This window comes from Verticiella alkaliphila (assembly GCF_018904615.1).
Lineage (GTDB): Bacteria > Pseudomonadota > Gammaproteobacteria > Burkholderiales > Burkholderiaceae_B > Verticiella > Verticiella alkaliphila.
Window position 1 is genome coordinate 22103 of sequence record NZ_JADCNH010000016.1, and the last position, 15287, is coordinate 37389.

General features: G+C 65.3%; 14 protein-coding genes and 1 pseudogene. All 15 read right to left on the bottom strand.

What is annotated here, in order from left to right; translation table 11 throughout:
* Nucleotides 1-13: 13 nt before the first annotated feature.
* A pseudogene (nuoL, locus tag IMZ29_RS12025) lies at nucleotides 14-2133 on the bottom strand (NADH-quinone oxidoreductase subunit L).
* Between the two features lie 21 nt (nucleotides 2134-2154).
* The gene (nuoK, locus tag IMZ29_RS12030) at nucleotides 2155-2463 is read right to left on the bottom strand and encodes an NADH-quinone oxidoreductase subunit NuoK (RefSeq protein ID WP_216184049.1); all 309 of its coding nucleotides are present in this window, start codon (nucleotides 2461-2463) and stop codon (nucleotides 2155-2157) included.
* The gene (locus IMZ29_RS12035) at nucleotides 2463-3104 is read right to left on the bottom strand and encodes an NADH-quinone oxidoreductase subunit J (protein ID WP_216184051.1); all 642 of its coding nucleotides are present in this window, start codon (nucleotides 3102-3104) and stop codon (nucleotides 2463-2465) included. The genes nuoK and IMZ29_RS12035 overlap by 1 nt, the downstream gene beginning before the upstream one ends.
* 21 nt (nucleotides 3105-3125) lie before the next feature.
* Nucleotides 3126-3617, bottom strand: coding sequence for an NADH-quinone oxidoreductase subunit NuoI (gene nuoI / locus IMZ29_RS12040; protein WP_216184053.1), 492 nt, complete (start codon nucleotides 3615-3617; stop codon nucleotides 3126-3128).
* Nucleotides 3618-3627: 10 nt separating this feature from the next.
* The gene (nuoH, locus tag IMZ29_RS12045) at nucleotides 3628-4698 is read right to left on the bottom strand and encodes an NADH-quinone oxidoreductase subunit NuoH (RefSeq protein ID WP_216184055.1); all 1071 of its coding nucleotides are present in this window, start codon (nucleotides 4696-4698) and stop codon (nucleotides 3628-3630) included.
* Entirely contained in the window at nucleotides 4698-7028 is a 2331-nt protein-coding gene (gene nuoG / locus IMZ29_RS12050; RefSeq protein ID WP_216184057.1) for an NADH-quinone oxidoreductase subunit NuoG, read from the bottom strand. Before nuoG ends, nuoH begins: the two co-directional genes overlap by 1 nt.
* Entirely contained in the window at nucleotides 7028-8347 is a 1320-nt protein-coding gene (nuoF, locus tag IMZ29_RS12055; protein WP_371820243.1) for an NADH-quinone oxidoreductase subunit NuoF, read from the bottom strand. The genes nuoG and nuoF overlap by 1 nt, the downstream gene beginning before the upstream one ends.
* Nucleotides 8344-8844 (bottom strand): NADH-quinone oxidoreductase subunit NuoE, encoded by a 501-nt coding sequence (gene nuoE / locus IMZ29_RS12060; protein ID WP_216184059.1) that lies wholly within the window; start codon nucleotides 8842-8844, stop codon nucleotides 8344-8346. Before nuoE ends, nuoF begins: the two co-directional genes overlap by 4 nt.
* Before the next feature lie 25 nt (nucleotides 8845-8869).
* Nucleotides 8870-10123 carry an NADH-quinone oxidoreductase subunit D gene (locus IMZ29_RS12065; protein WP_216184062.1) on the bottom strand — a complete coding sequence of 418 codons (1254 nt, stop codon included), beginning with the start codon at nucleotides 10121-10123 and terminating at the stop codon, nucleotides 8870-8872.
* A 4-nt stretch (nucleotides 10124-10127) separates the two neighbouring features.
* A complete protein-coding gene (locus tag IMZ29_RS12070; protein WP_216184064.1) occupies nucleotides 10128-10724 on the bottom strand; it encodes an NADH-quinone oxidoreductase subunit C in 597 nt (198 codons plus the stop codon).
* 46 nt (nucleotides 10725-10770) lie between these two features.
* Nucleotides 10771-11250: a NuoB/complex I 20 kDa subunit family protein gene (locus IMZ29_RS12075; RefSeq protein WP_216184066.1), complete on the bottom strand. Its 480-nt coding sequence runs from the start codon at nucleotides 11248-11250 to the stop codon at nucleotides 10771-10773.
* Between the two features lie 40 nt (nucleotides 11251-11290).
* Nucleotides 11291-11650 (bottom strand): NADH-quinone oxidoreductase subunit A, encoded by a 360-nt coding sequence (locus IMZ29_RS12080; protein ID WP_216184068.1) that lies wholly within the window; start codon nucleotides 11648-11650, stop codon nucleotides 11291-11293.
* Nucleotides 11651-11784: 134 nt separating this feature from the next.
* A complete protein-coding gene (locus IMZ29_RS12085; RefSeq protein ID WP_216184070.1) occupies nucleotides 11785-12933 on the bottom strand; it encodes an NAD(P)/FAD-dependent oxidoreductase in 1149 nt (382 codons plus the stop codon).
* 93 nt (nucleotides 12934-13026) lie between these two features.
* Complete coding sequence (locus IMZ29_RS12090) at nucleotides 13027-14220, bottom strand: phosphoglycerate kinase (RefSeq protein ID WP_253207072.1); 1194 nt, start codon at nucleotides 14218-14220, stop codon at nucleotides 13027-13029.
* 11 nt (nucleotides 14221-14231) lie between these two features.
* Complete coding sequence (gap, locus tag IMZ29_RS12095) at nucleotides 14232-15242, bottom strand: type I glyceraldehyde-3-phosphate dehydrogenase (protein ID WP_216184072.1); 1011 nt, start codon at nucleotides 15240-15242, stop codon at nucleotides 14232-14234.
* Between the last annotated feature and the right edge of the window lie 45 nt (nucleotides 15243-15287).

The window sequence follows — 15287 nt, forward strand, 5'->3', positions numbered from 1 at the left end:
TCGCTTGCCATCTTCAATTAATCAGCACAAAGAAGGTAATCAGCGCCAGGATGCCGATGATCATCGAGAACGCGTAGTGATAGATGTACCCGGACTGGAGGTGGCGCGACACGGCGGCAACCCAGCCCACCAGGCGCGCGCTGCCATTGACCAGCAGGCCGTCGATCAGGCGGCGATCGCCGATCTGCCAGAGGCCCGTACCCAGCAGGCGCGCACCGCGAGCAATGATCTGCTCGTTGACCCAGTCGACGTAGTACTTGTTCTCGAGCACCTTGATCACACCGCTGAACGCGCGGCGGCAGGCAGCACCGGACGCCGGACGGAAGAGGCAGGTGTACCAGGCCACGACAGCACCCGCCACGACCAGCCAGAACGGCAGCGTGATGAAGCCATGCAGACCGTAAGCCACCCAGCCATGGAAGGTCGAGGCGATCTCGGCCATCGCAGGGTGGTTGTCGAACACCGTGATCACGCCGTCGAAGAAGTCACCGAAGAGCATCGGGAAGATCGCGATGGCACCGATGATGACCGACGGGATGGCCAGGAACACCAGCGGGAAGGTCACCACGCCAGGCGATTCGTGCGGCGGGCCGCCGTGATGGCCGTGGTCATCGTGCGCATCGTGGGCCGGCGCGGCGTGTGCGCCGTGGCCGTCTTCCGTGTGCGTGCCGGCGTGAGCGTGCGTGGCATGGGCAGCGGGCGCGTGATGGCCGTGGGCGTCATGGCCATGGCTGTCGTGCGCATGCGTGTCGAAACGCTCCTTGCCATGGAACACCATGAAGTACACGCGGAACGAGTACAACGAGGTGACGAAGACACCGATCAGCACGGCATAGTAGGCAAAGCCTGCGCCCCACACGTTGGCGGCGTGAGCGGCCTCGATGATGTGTTCCTTCGAGTAGTAGCCCGAGAAGAACGGCGTGCCGACCAGCGCGAGCGTGCCCAGGAGGAAGGTGATCCAGGTGATCGGCATGTACTTGCGCAGGCCGCCCATCTTGCGGATGTCCTGCTCGTGGTGCATGCCATGATGACCGAGCCCGCACCCAGGAACAGCAGCGCCTTGAAGAACGCGTGCGTCATCAGGTGGAAGATCGCGACCGAGTAGGCCGAGGCGCCCAGCGCCACCGTCATGTAGCCCAGCTGCGAGAGCGTGGAATACGCGATCACGCGCTTGATGTCGTTCTGGATGATGCCCAGCACACCCAGGAAGAGCGCACCGATGGCGCCGATCACGATGATGAAGGACAGCGCGGTCTCGGAGTGCTCAAAGAGCGGCGAGAAGCGCGCGACCATGAAGATCCCTGCGGTCACCATGGTGGCCGCGTGGATCAGCGCCGAGATCGGGGTCGGGCCTTCCATCGAATCGGGCAGCCAGGCATGCAGCGGCACCTGGGCGGACTTGCCCATGGCACCGATGAAGAGGCAGATACACGCGACGGTCAGGAGTTGCCAGTCGGTGCCGGGAAAGCCCGTCGCGGCCAGATCGTCGGCACGGCCGAAGACTTCGGCGTAGTCCAGCGAGCCAGTGTAGGCGAAGAGCAGACCGATGCCGAGGATGAAGCCGAAGTCACCCACCCGGTTGATCAGGAAGGCCTTCATGTTGGCGAAGATCGCCGTGGGCTTCTTGTACCAGAACCCGATCAGCAGGTAGGACACCAGGCCCACCGCTTCCCAGCCGAAGAACAGCTGGAGCATGTTGTTGGCCATGACCAACATCAGCATCGAGAACGTGAAGAGCGAGATGTACGAGAAGAAGCGCTGATAGCCGGGATCGTCGGCCATGTAGCCGATGGTGTAGATGTGCACCATCAGCGAGACGGAGGTCACGACCACCATCATCATGGCCGAGAGCGCGTCGATCAGAAAGCCGATCTCCACCCGGATGTCGCCGATCAGGCTCCAGGTGTAGACGGTGCCGTTGAACGTCGTGCCGTTGGCGACGACGTCATACAGCACCCAGGCCGAGCCGAGTGCGGAAATCAGCACCCCGGCGATCGTCAGCAGGTGCGAGCCGCTGCGGCCGATGACGGCACGACCGGTGAGAAAGCTCGTGCCGAGCATGCCGGCCAGCGCGGCCGTGACCAGCGGCGCGAAGGCGATCAGGAGGTAGAGGTTGGGTACGCCAGTTGTCATGTCTTTCTCGTGCCCGCTGCGTCAGCCCTTGAGCTGGTCGAGTTCGTCTACGTTGATGGTGTTCAGGTTGCGGAACAGGAGCACCAGGATCGCCAGGCCGATGGCCGACTCGGCGGCAGCCACGGTGAGGATGAAGAACACCATCACCTGACCGGCAACGTCACCGCTCCAGGCGGAGAACGCGACGAAGTTCATGTTGACCGCGAGCAGCATCAGCTCGATCGACATGAGCAGGATGATGAGATTGCGGCGGTTCCAGAACATGCCGAAGATGCCCAGCGCGAAGAGGATCGCGCCCAGCACGACATAATGGCCAAGAGTGAGCGTCATCACTTGTCTCCGTGGGGGGCGGCGGTTTGCGCGGCATCGGCAGCGCGCTCGCGCTCGGCCGGCACGCTGACCAGACGGATGCGATCCTCGCGCTTGACCTTCAATTGCTCGCTGGGCACGTTGCGCTTGACGTCGTTGCGACGGCGCAGCGTGAGCGAGATGGCCGCCACCATACCCACCAGCAGAAGAACGGCACTGACCTGCACGGCATACACGTACTCCGTGTACATGGCCGTACCGATCGCCAGGGTGTTGTTGTAGTCCGAGGCGGGCACGGGCAGCGGATTGCCCGAATCCCACCAGGTGCGCGCCAGCACGAAGGACATCTCGCCCACCATGACGGCAGCGATGATGAGCCCCAGCGGCAGATAGGCCCGAGCCCCGGCGCGCAGCTCAGTCATGTTGATGTCGAGCATCATGACCACGAAGAGGAACAGCACCATGACCGCGCCGACATAGACCAGCACCAGCAGCAAGGCGAGGAACTCGACGTGGATCAGCATCCACAGCATGGCGGCCGTAAAGAACGACAGCACCAGGTGCATGGCCGCCGTGACCGGGCTGCGCGCGGTGACGACGCGAAACGCCGCCACCACGAGGATCGCGGCGAACAGATAGAACAAAACGGTGGTTACAGTCATGGCGTGTGTACGTAGTGCTGCTTAGCGATACCGGGCATCCTGAGCCCGGTTCTCGGCGATCTCGGATTCGTAGCGATCACCCACGGCCAGGAGCATCTCCTTCGTGAAGTACAGATCGCCGCGCTTCTCGCCGTGGTATTCGTGGATGTGCGTCTCGACGATGGAATCGACCGGACAGCTCTCCTCGCAGAACCCGCAGAAGATGCACTTGGTGAGATCGATGTCGTAGCGCGTGGTGCGGCGGCTGCCGTCGTCACGCACTTCCGATTCGATGCTGATCGCCAGCGCGGGGCACACGGCCTCGCACAGCTTGCAGGCGATGCAGCGCTCTTCGCCGTTGGGATAACGGCGCAGCGCGTGCAGGCCACGAAAGCGCGGCGATGCCGGGGTCTTTTCCTCGGGGTAGTGCTGCGTGACCTTGCGCGCAAACACGTACTTGCCCGTCAGGCGCAACCCCTTGAACAGCTCGGTCAGCATGAGGCTGCCGATGAAATCCTTGATGGCACTAGACATGTCAGTTCTCTCAGGGCGCCCAGATATTGAACGGCGTCTGCATCCAGACGGCCACCACGATCAGCCACACCAGCGTGAGCGGAATGAAGATCTTCCAGCCCAGGCGCATGATCTGGTCATAGCGGTAGCGCGGGAAGGATGCGCGGAACCAGATGAAGAGCGAAACCACGAAGAGCGTCTTCAGGAAGAGCCACAGCCAGCCCGGCACCCAGGTGAAGGGCGCGATGCCGATGGGCGCATCCCAGCCGCCGAGGAACATGATCGCCGCGAGCGCGGACAGGAGGATCATGTTCGCGTACTCGGCGAGGAAGAAGAGCGCGAAGCCCATGCCCGAGTACTCGACCATGTGGCCGGCCACGATTTCCGACTCGCCTTCGACGACGTCGAACGGGTGGCGGTTGGTCTCTGCCACGGCCGAGATCACGTAGATCACGAAGAGCGGCAGGAGCGGCAGCCAGTTCCACGACAGGAAGTTCAGGCCCATGTCGGCGAACGTGCCGCGCAGCTGGACGTTCACGATCTCGATCATGTTGAGGCTGCCGGAGACCAGCAGCACGGTGACGAGGACGAAACCGATCGCGAGCTCGTAGGACACCATCTGGGCCGACGCGCGCAGCGCGCCGAGGAAGGCGTACTTGGAGTTCGACGCCCAGCCCGCCACGATGACGCCATATACGCCCACCGAGGTGATGGCCATGACGTAGAGCAGGCCGGCGTTGACGTTGGCGAGGACCGTTTCCGGGCCGAACGGGATCACCGCCCAGGCGGCGAAGGCCGGCATCAGCACCACCATGGGCGCCACGATGTAGAGCACCTTGTTGGCTTGCGCCGGGGTGATGACTTCCTTCAGGAGCAGCTTGATGACGTCGGCGAAGGCCTGCAGCATGCCGCCGGGGCCGACGCGGTTCGGGCCCTTGCGCAAGTGCATGGCACCGATGAGCTTGCGTTCCCAGAACGTCAGGTAGGCGACGGACAGGATCAGCGGCACCAGGATGCAGACGATGCCGAGCAGGATCCAGACGACCGGCCAAACGTACGGGCCGAGCAGGGAGAGACCGAATTGGTGCAGCGAGTCGAGCATCACACACGCTCCACGGTGACGTTGCCAAAGGCACTGCCCAGCGCGACCGTGCCGGGATGTGCGCCCGCGATACGGACGGCGCCCTCGGGCACCGCGGCATCCAGGGCCACGCCGAGTTCGACGCTGCCCGCCGCCGAACGCACGCGCACGCGGTCATCGGCACCCAGACCCAGGCGCGTGGCCTCTGCCGGGTTCAGACGGGCGCGCGGCGCACGCGAGGCCGGTGCGGCCTGCAGCGAGGTGGCACGACGGGTGATGGCGTCGCTGAAGTAGATCGGCACGTCGGTGATGCGCGCGAGGCCTTCGCCTGCCGCCGCCGGGGTGAGCGCGAGCTCGCCCGTGACGGTGTTCGACAGACGCTCGGCCACGCTGCCCAGGGCGGCGTCACGCACGGCTTCGGACGATTCCTCATCGAAGCCTTGCAGCTGGAGCAGGTTGCCCAGCACGCGCAACACCTTCCAGGCCGGGCGCGTCTCGCCCAGCGGACGCACGGTGCCCTTGAAGCTCTGCACCGTGCCGGCCAGGTTGACGAACGTGCCGGAGGTCTCGGTGAAGGGGGCGACCGGCAGCATGACGTTCGCCCAGTCGGCCGCGGCGGAGGCATAGGACACCAGCGCCACGTTGAACTGGGCGGCCTTCAGGCTCGCCAGGGCTTGCGCACCGTTGGCCGTGTCGAGCGTGGGCTCGGCATGCAGCACGATGTAGGACTTGAGCGGCTCGGCCAGCATCGCGGCGGCGTTCTTGCCACCACGCTCCGGGATCGCGCGCGCCAGGTGGCCGCCGACGGCGTTGCCGCCCACGACCAGGAAGCCCAGACGGGCACCTGCGGCTTGCGCCAGCGCCTGTGCGTTGGCGACGATGCGCGCGGCTTGCGGGGATTCGATGGCCACGCTGCCCAGCCAGATGGCGGCATTGGTGGCCCCCGCGAGGCTGTCGGCGATGCGACGCGCGGCGTCCGAGGGCTGCACGCTCGTGAGCGCCGCGGGCACCTCGGTGCCACGCGACTGTGCGAAGGCAACGGCGACTTCGGCCACGGCGTTGGCCAGCTGGTCCGGCGTCACGGTGAGGCGGCCGGCCAGCGGCATCAGCAGGTCATCGGCTGCGACGTCGATGCTCGTCACTTGGGTGCCATGCTTGGCAGCCTGACGCAGGCGCTGCGTGATGAGGGGCTGATCCGCGCGCGGGAACGAACCGATCACGAGCACGCGATCGAGCGTGCCGATGTCGGCCACCGGCATGCCCAGCCACGGCGTGCCCGAGAGCACGGCATCCAGGCCGGCATCCGTCTGGCGCAGGCGGAAGTCGACGTTGTCCGAGCCCAGGCCACGCACCACGCGGGCGAGCAGCGAGAATTCCTCGGTGGTGGCGTACGGGGCGGCGAGCGCACCGATCTGGCCGGCACCGAAGCTGTCCTTGACCTGCGTGAGGCCTTCGGCCACCAGGCGCAGCGCGTCGGCCCAGGAGGCCTCGCGCCAGCTGCCGTCGTCCATGCGCACCATCGGCACCTTGAGGCGGTCTTCCACGCCCAGGCCTTCGTACGAGAAGCGGTCGCGGTCGCTGATCCAGCATTCGTTGACGTCGTCGTTCTCGAACGGCACCACGCGCAGCACTTCGTCCATCTTGACCTGGACGATGATGTTGGCGTTCAGGCTGTCGTGCGGGCTCACCGAGCGGCGGCGCGCGAGTTCCCAGGTGCGGGCGCTGTAGCGGAACGGCTTGGAGGTGAGCGCGCCCACCGGGCACACGTCGATCATGTTGCCAGAGAGCTCAGACTCGACCGCGCGGCCGACGAAGGACGTGATCTCGGAATGCTCGCCACGATTGAGCATGCCCAGCTCCATGACGCCGGCGATTTCCTGGCCGAAGCGCACACAGCGGGTGCAGTGGATGCAGCGGGCCATTTCCTCGGCCGAGACCAGCGGACCCAGGCTCTTGTGGAAGACGACGCGCTTTTCCTCGCGATAGCGCGAAGCGGAGCCGCCGTAGCCCACGGCCAGATCCTGCAGCTGGCATTCACCGCCCTGATCGCAGATCGGGCAATCGAGGGGGTGATTGATCAGCAGGAATTCCATGACGGACTTCTGCGCGGCCACCGCCTTGGGCGATTGCGTGTGCACAATCATGCCGTTGGTGACGGGCGTGGCGCAGGCCGGCAGCGCCTTGGGCGCCTTCTCGACCTCGACCAGGCACATGCGGCAGTTGGCGGCAATCGACAACTTCTTGTGATAACAGAAGTGCGGAACGTAGACGCCCAGCTTGTTGGCCGCATGCATCACCATGCTGCCCTCGGGCACCTCAACTGCGGCGCCGTCGATCGTGAGTTCAACCATTACAGATACTCCGGTACCACGCACCGCTTGTTTTCGATGTGGTGGGCGAATTCATCTCGGAAGTGCTTGATGAAGCTGCGCACCGGCATGGCGGCGGCGTCGCCCAGGGCGCAGATGGTGCGGCCCATGATGTTGGCGGCGACGTCGTCGAGCAGCGCGAGATCCTCGGCGCGGCCCTGGCCGTTTTCGATGCGATGCACCATGCGGTAGAGCCAGCCGGTGCCTTCCCGGCACGGCGTGCACTGGCCGCAGCTTTCCTCGAAATAAAAGTACGACAGGCGCATGAGCGACTTCACCATGCAGCGGGTCTCGTCCATGACGATGACCGCGCCCGAACCCAGCATGGAACCTGCCTTGGCGATGGAGTCATAGTCCATCGTGCAGTTCATCATGATGTCCGCGGGCAGCACGGGTGCGCTCGAGCCACCGGGGATGACGGCCTTCAGCTTGCGCCCGCCACGCACGCCACCGGCGAGCTCGAGCAGCTTGGAGAACGGCGTGCCCAGCGGCACTTCGAAGTTGCCGGGACGTTCGACGTCGCCCGACACCGAGAAGAGCTTGGTGCCACCGTTGTTCGGCAGGCCGACTTCGAGGTAGGCCGGACCCCCGTGGCGGATGATCCAGGGCACCGCCGCGAAGGTCTCGGTGTTGTTGATCGTGGTGGGCTTGCCGTACAGGCCGAAGCTCGCCGGGAACGGCGGCTTGAAGCGCGGCTGGCCCTTCTTGCCTTCGAGCGACTCGAGCAGCGCGGTTTCCTCGCCACAGATGTAGGCGCCGTAGCCGTGGAACGCGTGCAGCTGGAAGTTGAAGGCCGAGCCCAGGATCTTGTCACCCAGGAAGCCCGCCGCACGCGCCTCTTCGAGAGCTTCCTCGAAGCGCGTGTAGACCTCCCAGATCTCGCCGTGGATATAGTTGTAGCCCACGGAGATGCCCATCGCATAGGCGGCGATCGCCATGCCTTCGATCACGATGTGCGGGTTGTAGCGCAGGATGTCGCGATCCTTGTACGTGCCCGGCTCGCCTTCGTCCGAATTGCAGACGAGGTACTTCTGGCCGGGGAACGCCCGCGGCATGAAGCTCCACTTCAGGCCCGTGGGAAAGCCCGCGCCGCCGCGGCCACGCAGGCCGGAAGACTTCACCTCGGCGATGACTTCTTCCTGCGTCATGCCGGTGGTGAGGATCTTGCGCAGGGCTTCGTAGCCGCCGCGCGCGACGTAATCCTGCAGATGCCAGTTCGAGCCATCGAGGCCCGCCATGATCTGCGGCGTGATGTGACGGTCGTGCAGGCCGACCGAGAGGGGAAGCGTCGAGTCGTTCACGAGGCATCTCCTGCGGTCGTATTCAATTCGCCCAGCAAGGCTTCCAGGCGCTCATCGGACATCTGCACGCACATGCGGCGATTGTTCACGATCAGCACCGGAGCATCGCCGCACGCGCCCATGCACTCGCCTTCGACGAGGCTGAAGCGGCCGTCGGCCGTGGTCTCGCCATAGCCGATGCCCAGCTTCTTCTTGAGGTACTCGCCCGCCTTCTCGCCATCGCGCAGCGCACAGGGCAGATTGGTGCACACCGAGATCTTGAACGTGCCGACAGGCTTGGTGTCGAACATGTTGTAGAAGGTGGCGACCTCCTGCACGGCGATCGGGGGCACACCGAGGTATTTCGCCACATCCTCGATGGTTTCGGTGGAAAGCCAGCCCTTCTCTTCCTGGGCGATCGCCAGCGCCGCCATGGTGGCGGAAATGCGCTGCTCAGCCGGAAACTTGGCGAGCTCGCGATCGATCCTTCGGTAGGCCTGGTCGGACAACAACGTCATGTCGGTTCCTGGAACAGTTCTGGTGTCAGCGGTCGACTTCGCCGAACACGATGTCCTGCGTGCCGATCAGCGTCACCGCATCGGCAATCATGTGGCCGCGCGCCATCTCGTCGAGAGATTGCAGGTGCGCAAAGCCGGGGGCGCGGATCTTCAGGCGGTACGGCTTGTTCGCGCCGTCCGAGACCAGATAGATGCCGAACTCACCCTTGGGATGCTCGACCGTCGAGTAGGCCTCGCCGGGCGGCACGTGAAAGCCTTCGGTAAAGAGCTTGAAGTGGTGGATCAGCTCTTCCATGCTGGACTTCATGGCCGCGCGCTCGGGCGGTGCGACCTTGTGGTTGTCCGTCATGACCGGGCCGGGGTTGTTGCGCAACCACTCCACGCACTGCTTGATGATCCGGTTGCTCTGGCGCATCTCTTCGATGCGGACCAGATAGCGGTCGTAGCAGTCGCCGTTCTTGCCCACGGGCACGTCGAAGTCCATGAGGTCATAGACTTCGTACGGCTGCTTCTTGCGCAGATCCCAGGCGATGCCCGAGCCGCGCAGCATCGGGCCGGAGAAGCCCAGCGCCATGGCGCGCTCCGGGGTCACGATGCCGATGTCCACCAGGCGCTGCTTCCAGATCCGGTTGTCGGTGAGCAGGGTTTCGTACTCGTCGACGCAGGCCGGGAAGCGGTTGGTGAAGTCTTCGATGAAATCCAGGAGCGAACCCGCGCGCGCGGCGTTCATGGCCTCCAGATCCTTGTTCTTGCGGTACTTGTTCGCCTTGTACTGCGGCATCGTGTCCGGCAGGTCGCGATACACGCCGCCCGGACGATAGTACGCCGCGTGCATGCGTGCGCCCGAGACCGCTTCGTAGCAGTCCATCAGGTCTTCGCGCTCGCGGAAGGTGTACAGGATCACCGCCATCGCGCCCACGTCCAGCGCGTGGCTGCCCACGGACATGAGGTGGTTCAGGATGCGGGTGATCTCGTCGAACATCACGCGGATGTACTGTGCGCGCAGCGGCACTTCGATGCCGAGCAGCTTCTCGATCGCCATGACGTAGGCGTGCTCGTTGCACATCATGGAGACGTAATCCAGGCGGTCCATGTAGGGCAGCGCCTGGATGAAGGTCTTGTGCTCGGCGAGCTTCTCGGTGGCACGATGCAGCAGGCCGATGTGCGGATCGGCGCGCTGGATGACTTCGCCATCGAGCTCGAGCACCAGACGCAGCACGCCGTGGGCGGCCGGGTGCTGAGGCCCGAAGTTCAGGGTGTAGTTCTTGATCTCGGCCATGGTCTTAGCGCCCTGCCCCGTAGGAATCTTCGCGGATCACGCGCGGGGTGATCTCCCGCGGTTCGATGGTCACCGGCTGGTACACGACGCGCTTCTGGTCTTCGTCGTAGCGCATCTCGACGTTGCCCGTGAGCGGGAAATCCTTGCGGAACGGGTGGCCGATGAAGCCGTAGTCCGTCAGGATGCGACGCAGATCGGGGTGGCCTTCGTACAGGATGCCGTACAGATCGAAGGACTCACGCTCGAACCAGTTCACGCTCGGCCACACGTCGATCAACGAGGGCAGCACGGGGAAGGCGTCTTCCGGCGCGAACGTGCGCACGCGCAGGCGCCAGTTGTGTTCGAGCGACAGCAGGTGGATGACCGAGGCGAAGCGCGCCGGCGCCGGCTCGATGCCGTTGCGGTACGTGGCGTAATCCACCCCGCACACGTCCATACAGCTCTGGAAGCGCAGATCGGGGTGATCGCGCAGCGTGGTGCACACGGCGATGAGACGCTCGGCCGGGACGACCAGGGTGACTTCGCCCAGGGCCTCGGTGAGTTGCAGGCCGGCGCCGAGCACGGCGCGCAGGTTTTCCTGCAGGGTTTCCAGTTTGGTCATGCGGTGTCTGCCGAAGGGGCGCGGCGCTGACGGGCAAACATGCCGGTCAGCCGCGAGCGATGGTGTTGGTGCGGCGGATCTTGTTCTGCAGCTGCAGCAGCCCGTACATCAGGGCCTCGGCCGTGGGCGGGCAGCCCGGCACGTAGATATCCACCGGCACGATGCGATCACAGCCGCGCACCACCGAGTACGAGTAGTGGTAATAGCCGCCGCCATTGGCACAGGAGCCCATGGAGACCACCCAGCGCGGTTCGGCCATCTGGTCGTACACGCGGCGCAGGGCCGGGGCCATCTTGTTGCACAGGGTGCCGGCGACGATCATCACGTCGGACTGGCGGGGGCTGGGACGGAAGATGATGCCGAACTGGTCCAGATCGTAGCGGGCCATGCCCGCGTGCATCATTTCGACCGCGCAACAGGCCAGACCGAACGTCATCGGCCACATCGAGCCCGTGCGGGCCCAGTTGATGACCGTGTCGGCGCTGGTCGTGATGAAGCCTTGCTTCAGGAGTCCTTCGATAGCCATGAGATGATTCCGGGATGCAGGGTATGCGTGAGCGTGGTGCTCACTCCCAATCGAGGGCGCCCTTCTTCCACTCGTAGATGAACCCCACCACGAGGATGGAGAGGAAGATGATCGCGGTCCAGAAGCCGAGCATGCCGACTTGGCCATTGGCCATGGCCCAGGGGAACAGGAAGGCGATCTCGAGATCAAAGAGAATGAAGAGGATCGCGACGAGGTAGTAGCGCACATCGAACTTCATGCGGGCGTCTTCGAACGCCTCGAAGCCACACTCGTACGGGGCCAGCTTGGCAGCATCCGGCTTGCGCGGCCCGATGACCGAACCCGCCGTGAACAAGGCCACACCGACCAGGGAGCCCACCAGGATGAACATCAGGACGGGCAGATAGGAGTCGATAACCATGGAAGACATTCCTCACTCACCCGCTGCGGCGGGCCATCGCGCCAGCATGAGACAAACACGTCTCACGGGCTCCACAACATCCCGCATTGTATCGCATTGGCACATATGCTAAAAATCGTTGGTTTGCCCGAGACTTAGGCCAATCCTGCCGATTGGATGCCGCTCATCGGTGGCTCGCCGGTCATTTCCAGTCGGCTCAACACCTCGTCGGCGATGGCAAGACAGCTCGTCAGCCCTGGCGACTCGATCCCGAAAAGATTCATCAAGCCAGTGAGCCCGTGCACCTGCGGGCCTTGCAGCACGAAATCCGCCGCGGGCACGCCTGGGCCGGTGATCTTGGGCCGCACACCGGCGTACGTGGGCGTGAGTGCGTCAGTCGGCAGACCCGGCCAGTAGGCGCGCACGGCCGCCTCGAAGCCCGCGAGGCGCGCGGCATCCAGACCATACTCCTCCCCCGACACCCATTCCGTATCCGGGCCGAATCGCGCCTGCCCGGCGAGATCCAGCGTCAGATGCACGCCGAGCCCGGCGGCTTCCGGCACGGGATAGATCAGCCGAGAGAATGGCGCGCGCCCCGCCAGCGCGGCATAGGTGCCTTTGCAGAAGAAGGCCTGGGGCACATCCTGCGGCGGCATTCCGGTGATGCGCGCGGCGAGCGCCGGCGCATGCAACCCCGCCGCGTTGATGAACCAGCTGGCCGAGAGGGTGATGGGCTCGTCGCCACCCATGGCGACGGCCCAGCCTTCGTCTGACGGCTCGGCAGCCAGCACAGGCGTTCGCACCACCAGATCGGCGCCGTACGCCTGCGCATCGGCGAGCAGGCTTTGCATGAGGGCGTGGCTGTCGACGATGCCGGTGGCCGGCGACAACAGGGCAGCCTCACAGGCGAGCGCCGGCTCCAGGGTACGCGCTTCGGTCCCTTCCAGGTACACGAGATCGTCCACGCCGTTGACGCGGGCCTGCGCCTGAATGCCCGCGAGTCGGGCAACCTGGTCGGGCGCGGTGGCGACGATGAGCTTGCCCACCTGGCGTGCGGGCACGTTGCGCTCGGCGCAGTACGCGTACAACCGCGTCTTGCCCTCCACGCACAGTCGCGCCTTGAGCGAGCCCGCGGGGTAATAGATGCCCGCGTGGATGACTTCGGAATTGCGCGCACTCGTGGCCGTGCCGTAGGCGTCGGCAGCCTCGGCGATGAGCACGGAGCGGCCCGTGGCGGCCACCGCACGCGCGATGGCCAGGCCGACGACGCCCGCGCCGGCGATGATGCAGTCGTAATCGGTCATGCGAAAACGCCAAGAGAAAAGCCCACCCGCTGTCACGCTGGTGGGCTTCCCAGAACATGCCAGGACGGCTGCAGCCGTCTCGGCACTTCCCGCTCAGGCGCGCTGCTGCAGGACGTCCACGGCAGGCAGGGTCTTGCCTTCCAGGAACTCCAGGAACGCACCGCCGCCGGTCGAGATGTAGCCGATGCGATCGGACACGCCGTACTTGGCGATCGCCGCGAGCGTGTCGCCACCGCCCGCGATCGAGAAGCCAGGCGCATCCGCAATGGCACGCGCCAAGGTCTCGGTACCCTTGCCGAACGCATCGAACTCGAACACGCCGACGGGGCCGTTCCAGACGATGGTGCCGGCACGCTTCAAGGCCTCGGCCAGACGTGCGGCCGTCTTCGGGCCGATGTCCAGGATGAGGTCATCCGGGCCGACCTCGTTCGCCGCCTTCACGGTGGCGGGCGCATCGGCGGCGAACGCCGTGGCGCACACCACGTCCTCGGGGATCGGCACCTCGGCGCCGCGTTCACGCATCAGATCGATGATGGCGCGGGCCTCCTCGATCTGCGCGGGTTCGGCGAGCGACTTGCCAATGGGCAGACCGGCGGCCAGCATGAAGGTGTTGGCGATGCCGCCACCCACGATGAGCTGATCCACCTTGTCGGCGAGCGCACGCAGGATGCTGAGCTTGGTCGACACCTTGGAGCCGGCCACGATCGCCGCGAGCGGACGCTTGGGCTCGGTCAGGGCGCGACCCAGGGCATCGAGCTCGGCCGCGAGCAGCGGACCGGCGCACGCGACCTTGGCGAAGCGGGCGATGCCATGCGTCGTGGCCTCGGCGCGGTGCGCCGTGCCGAACGCGTCGTTGGCGTAGACGTCGCACAGGGCGGCCATCTTTCGCGCCAGCCCTTCGTCGTTCTTCTTCTCGCCCACGTTGCAGCGGCAGTTCTCGAGCAGCACGACCTGGCCGGGCTGCACGTCGACGCCGTCGACCCAACCGGAGACCAGCGGCACGGGCTGCCCAAGCAGCGCGGACAGGCGCTCGGCCACGGGGGCGAGGCTGTCTTCGGGCGTGACCTGCCCTTCGGTGGGGCGACCCAGGTGCGAGGTCACCATCACGGCGGCACCCGCTTCCAGCGCCAGCCGGATGGCCGGCACGGAGGCGCGGATACGCGTGTCTTCCGTGATGTTGCCCGCGTCGTCCTGGGGCACGTTCAGGTCGGCGCGAATGAAGACGCGCTTGCCCTTCAGCTCGCCGCGCTCGGCGAGCGCGGCCAGGGTGATTGGCTGCTTGGCCATGGCCGCGCCGCTCACTTGGCCGTGGCCAGGGCCACGGTGGTGTCGAGCATGCGGTTGGAGAAGCCCCACTCGTTGTCGTACCAGCTCGAGACCTTCACGAGCGTGCCGGAGACCTTCGTCAGCGTGGCGTCGTACGTGCTCGAGGCCGGGTTGTGGTTGAAGTCGACCGACACCAGCGGCTCCGTGTTGTAGTCGAGGATGCCCTTCAGCGCACCTTCGGAGGCTTCCTTCAGGATGCTGTTGACTTCGTCGACCGTGGTTTCACGGGCAGCGATGAAGGACAGGTCGACCACGGACACGTTGATGGTCGGCACGCGCATCGCGTAGCCGTCCAACTTGCCGTTGAGTTCGGGCAGCACCAGGCCCACGGCAGCGGCAGCACCCGTCTTGGTCGGGATCATGCTCATCGTGGCCGAACGGGCGCGACGCAGGTCTTCGTGATAGACGTCCGTCAGCACCTGGTCGTTGGTGTAGGCGTGGATCGTGGTCATCAGACCCGAGACCACACCCAGCTTGTCGTTGAGCGGCTTGACCAGCGGGGCCAGGCAGTTCGTGGTGCACGAAGCGTTCGAGATCACGGTGTGCTCTTTCTTCAGCACGTCGTGGTTCACGCCGTAGACGACGGTGGCGTCGACATCCTTGCCGCCGGGCGCGGAGATGACGACCTTCTTCGCGCCGCCCTTGATGTGGGCGCTGGCCTTTTCCTTGGTGGTGAAGAAGCCCGTGCATTCGAGCACGACGTCCACGTTCAGCTCGCCCCACGGCAGTTCGGCCGGGTTGCGGTTGGCCAGCACGCGGATGCGATCGCCGTTGACGACCATGTACTCGCCATCGACCGTGACCGTGCCGGGGAACTTGCCGTGGGCCGTGTCGAAGCGCGTGAGGTGGGCGTTCGTCTTGGGATCGCCCAGGTCGTTGATCGCGACGATTTCGATGTCGTGCTTCTTGCCGCCTTCGTAGTGGGCACGCAGAACGTTGCGGCCGATACGGCCGTAGCCGTTGATGGCAACTCGGATGGTCATGTCGTCAAGCTCCAGTGATGATGCAATGGCAATCGAAAGCGAAGA

Excerpts from the sequence above, each read along its gene's own strand:
- nuoK (WP_216184049.1), bottom strand. The coding sequence starts at position 2,463 with ATGACGCTCACTCTTGGCCATTATGTCGTGCTGGGCGCGATCCTCTTC.
- IMZ29_RS12035 (WP_216184051.1), bottom strand. The coding sequence starts at position 3,104 with ATGACTGTAACCACCGTTTTGTTCTATCTGTTCGCCGCGATCCTCGTG.
- nuoI (WP_216184053.1), bottom strand. The coding sequence starts at position 3,617 with ATGTCTAGTGCCATCAAGGATTTCATCGGCAGCCTCATGCTGACCGAG.
- nuoH (WP_216184055.1), bottom strand. The coding sequence starts at position 4,698 with ATGCTCGACTCGCTGCACCAATTCGGTCTCTCCCTGCTCGGCCCGTAC.
- nuoG (WP_216184057.1), bottom strand. The coding sequence starts at position 7,028 with ATGGTTGAACTCACGATCGACGGCGCCGCAGTTGAGGTGCCCGAGGGC.
- nuoE (WP_216184059.1), bottom strand. The coding sequence starts at position 8,844 with ATGACGTTGTTGTCCGACCAGGCCTACCGAAGGATCGATCGCGAGCTC.
- IMZ29_RS12065 (WP_216184062.1), bottom strand. The coding sequence starts at position 10,123 with ATGGCCGAGATCAAGAACTACACCCTGAACTTCGGGCCTCAGCACCCG.
- IMZ29_RS12070 (WP_216184064.1), bottom strand. The coding sequence starts at position 10,724 with ATGACCAAACTGGAAACCCTGCAGGAAAACCTGCGCGCCGTGCTCGGC.
- IMZ29_RS12075 (WP_216184066.1), bottom strand. The coding sequence starts at position 11,250 with ATGGCTATCGAAGGACTCCTGAAGCAAGGCTTCATCACGACCAGCGCC.
- IMZ29_RS12080 (WP_216184068.1), bottom strand. The coding sequence starts at position 11,650 with ATGGTTATCGACTCCTATCTGCCCGTCCTGATGTTCATCCTGGTGGGC.
- IMZ29_RS12085 (WP_216184070.1), bottom strand. The coding sequence starts at position 12,933 with ATGACCGATTACGACTGCATCATCGCCGGCGCGGGCGTCGTCGGCCTG.
- IMZ29_RS12090 (WP_253207072.1), bottom strand. The coding sequence starts at position 14,220 with ATGGCCAAGCAGCCAATCACCCTGGCCGCGCTCGCCGAGCGCGGCGAG.
- gap (WP_216184072.1), bottom strand. The coding sequence starts at position 15,242 with ATGACCATCCGAGTTGCCATCAACGGCTACGGCCGTATCGGCCGCAAC.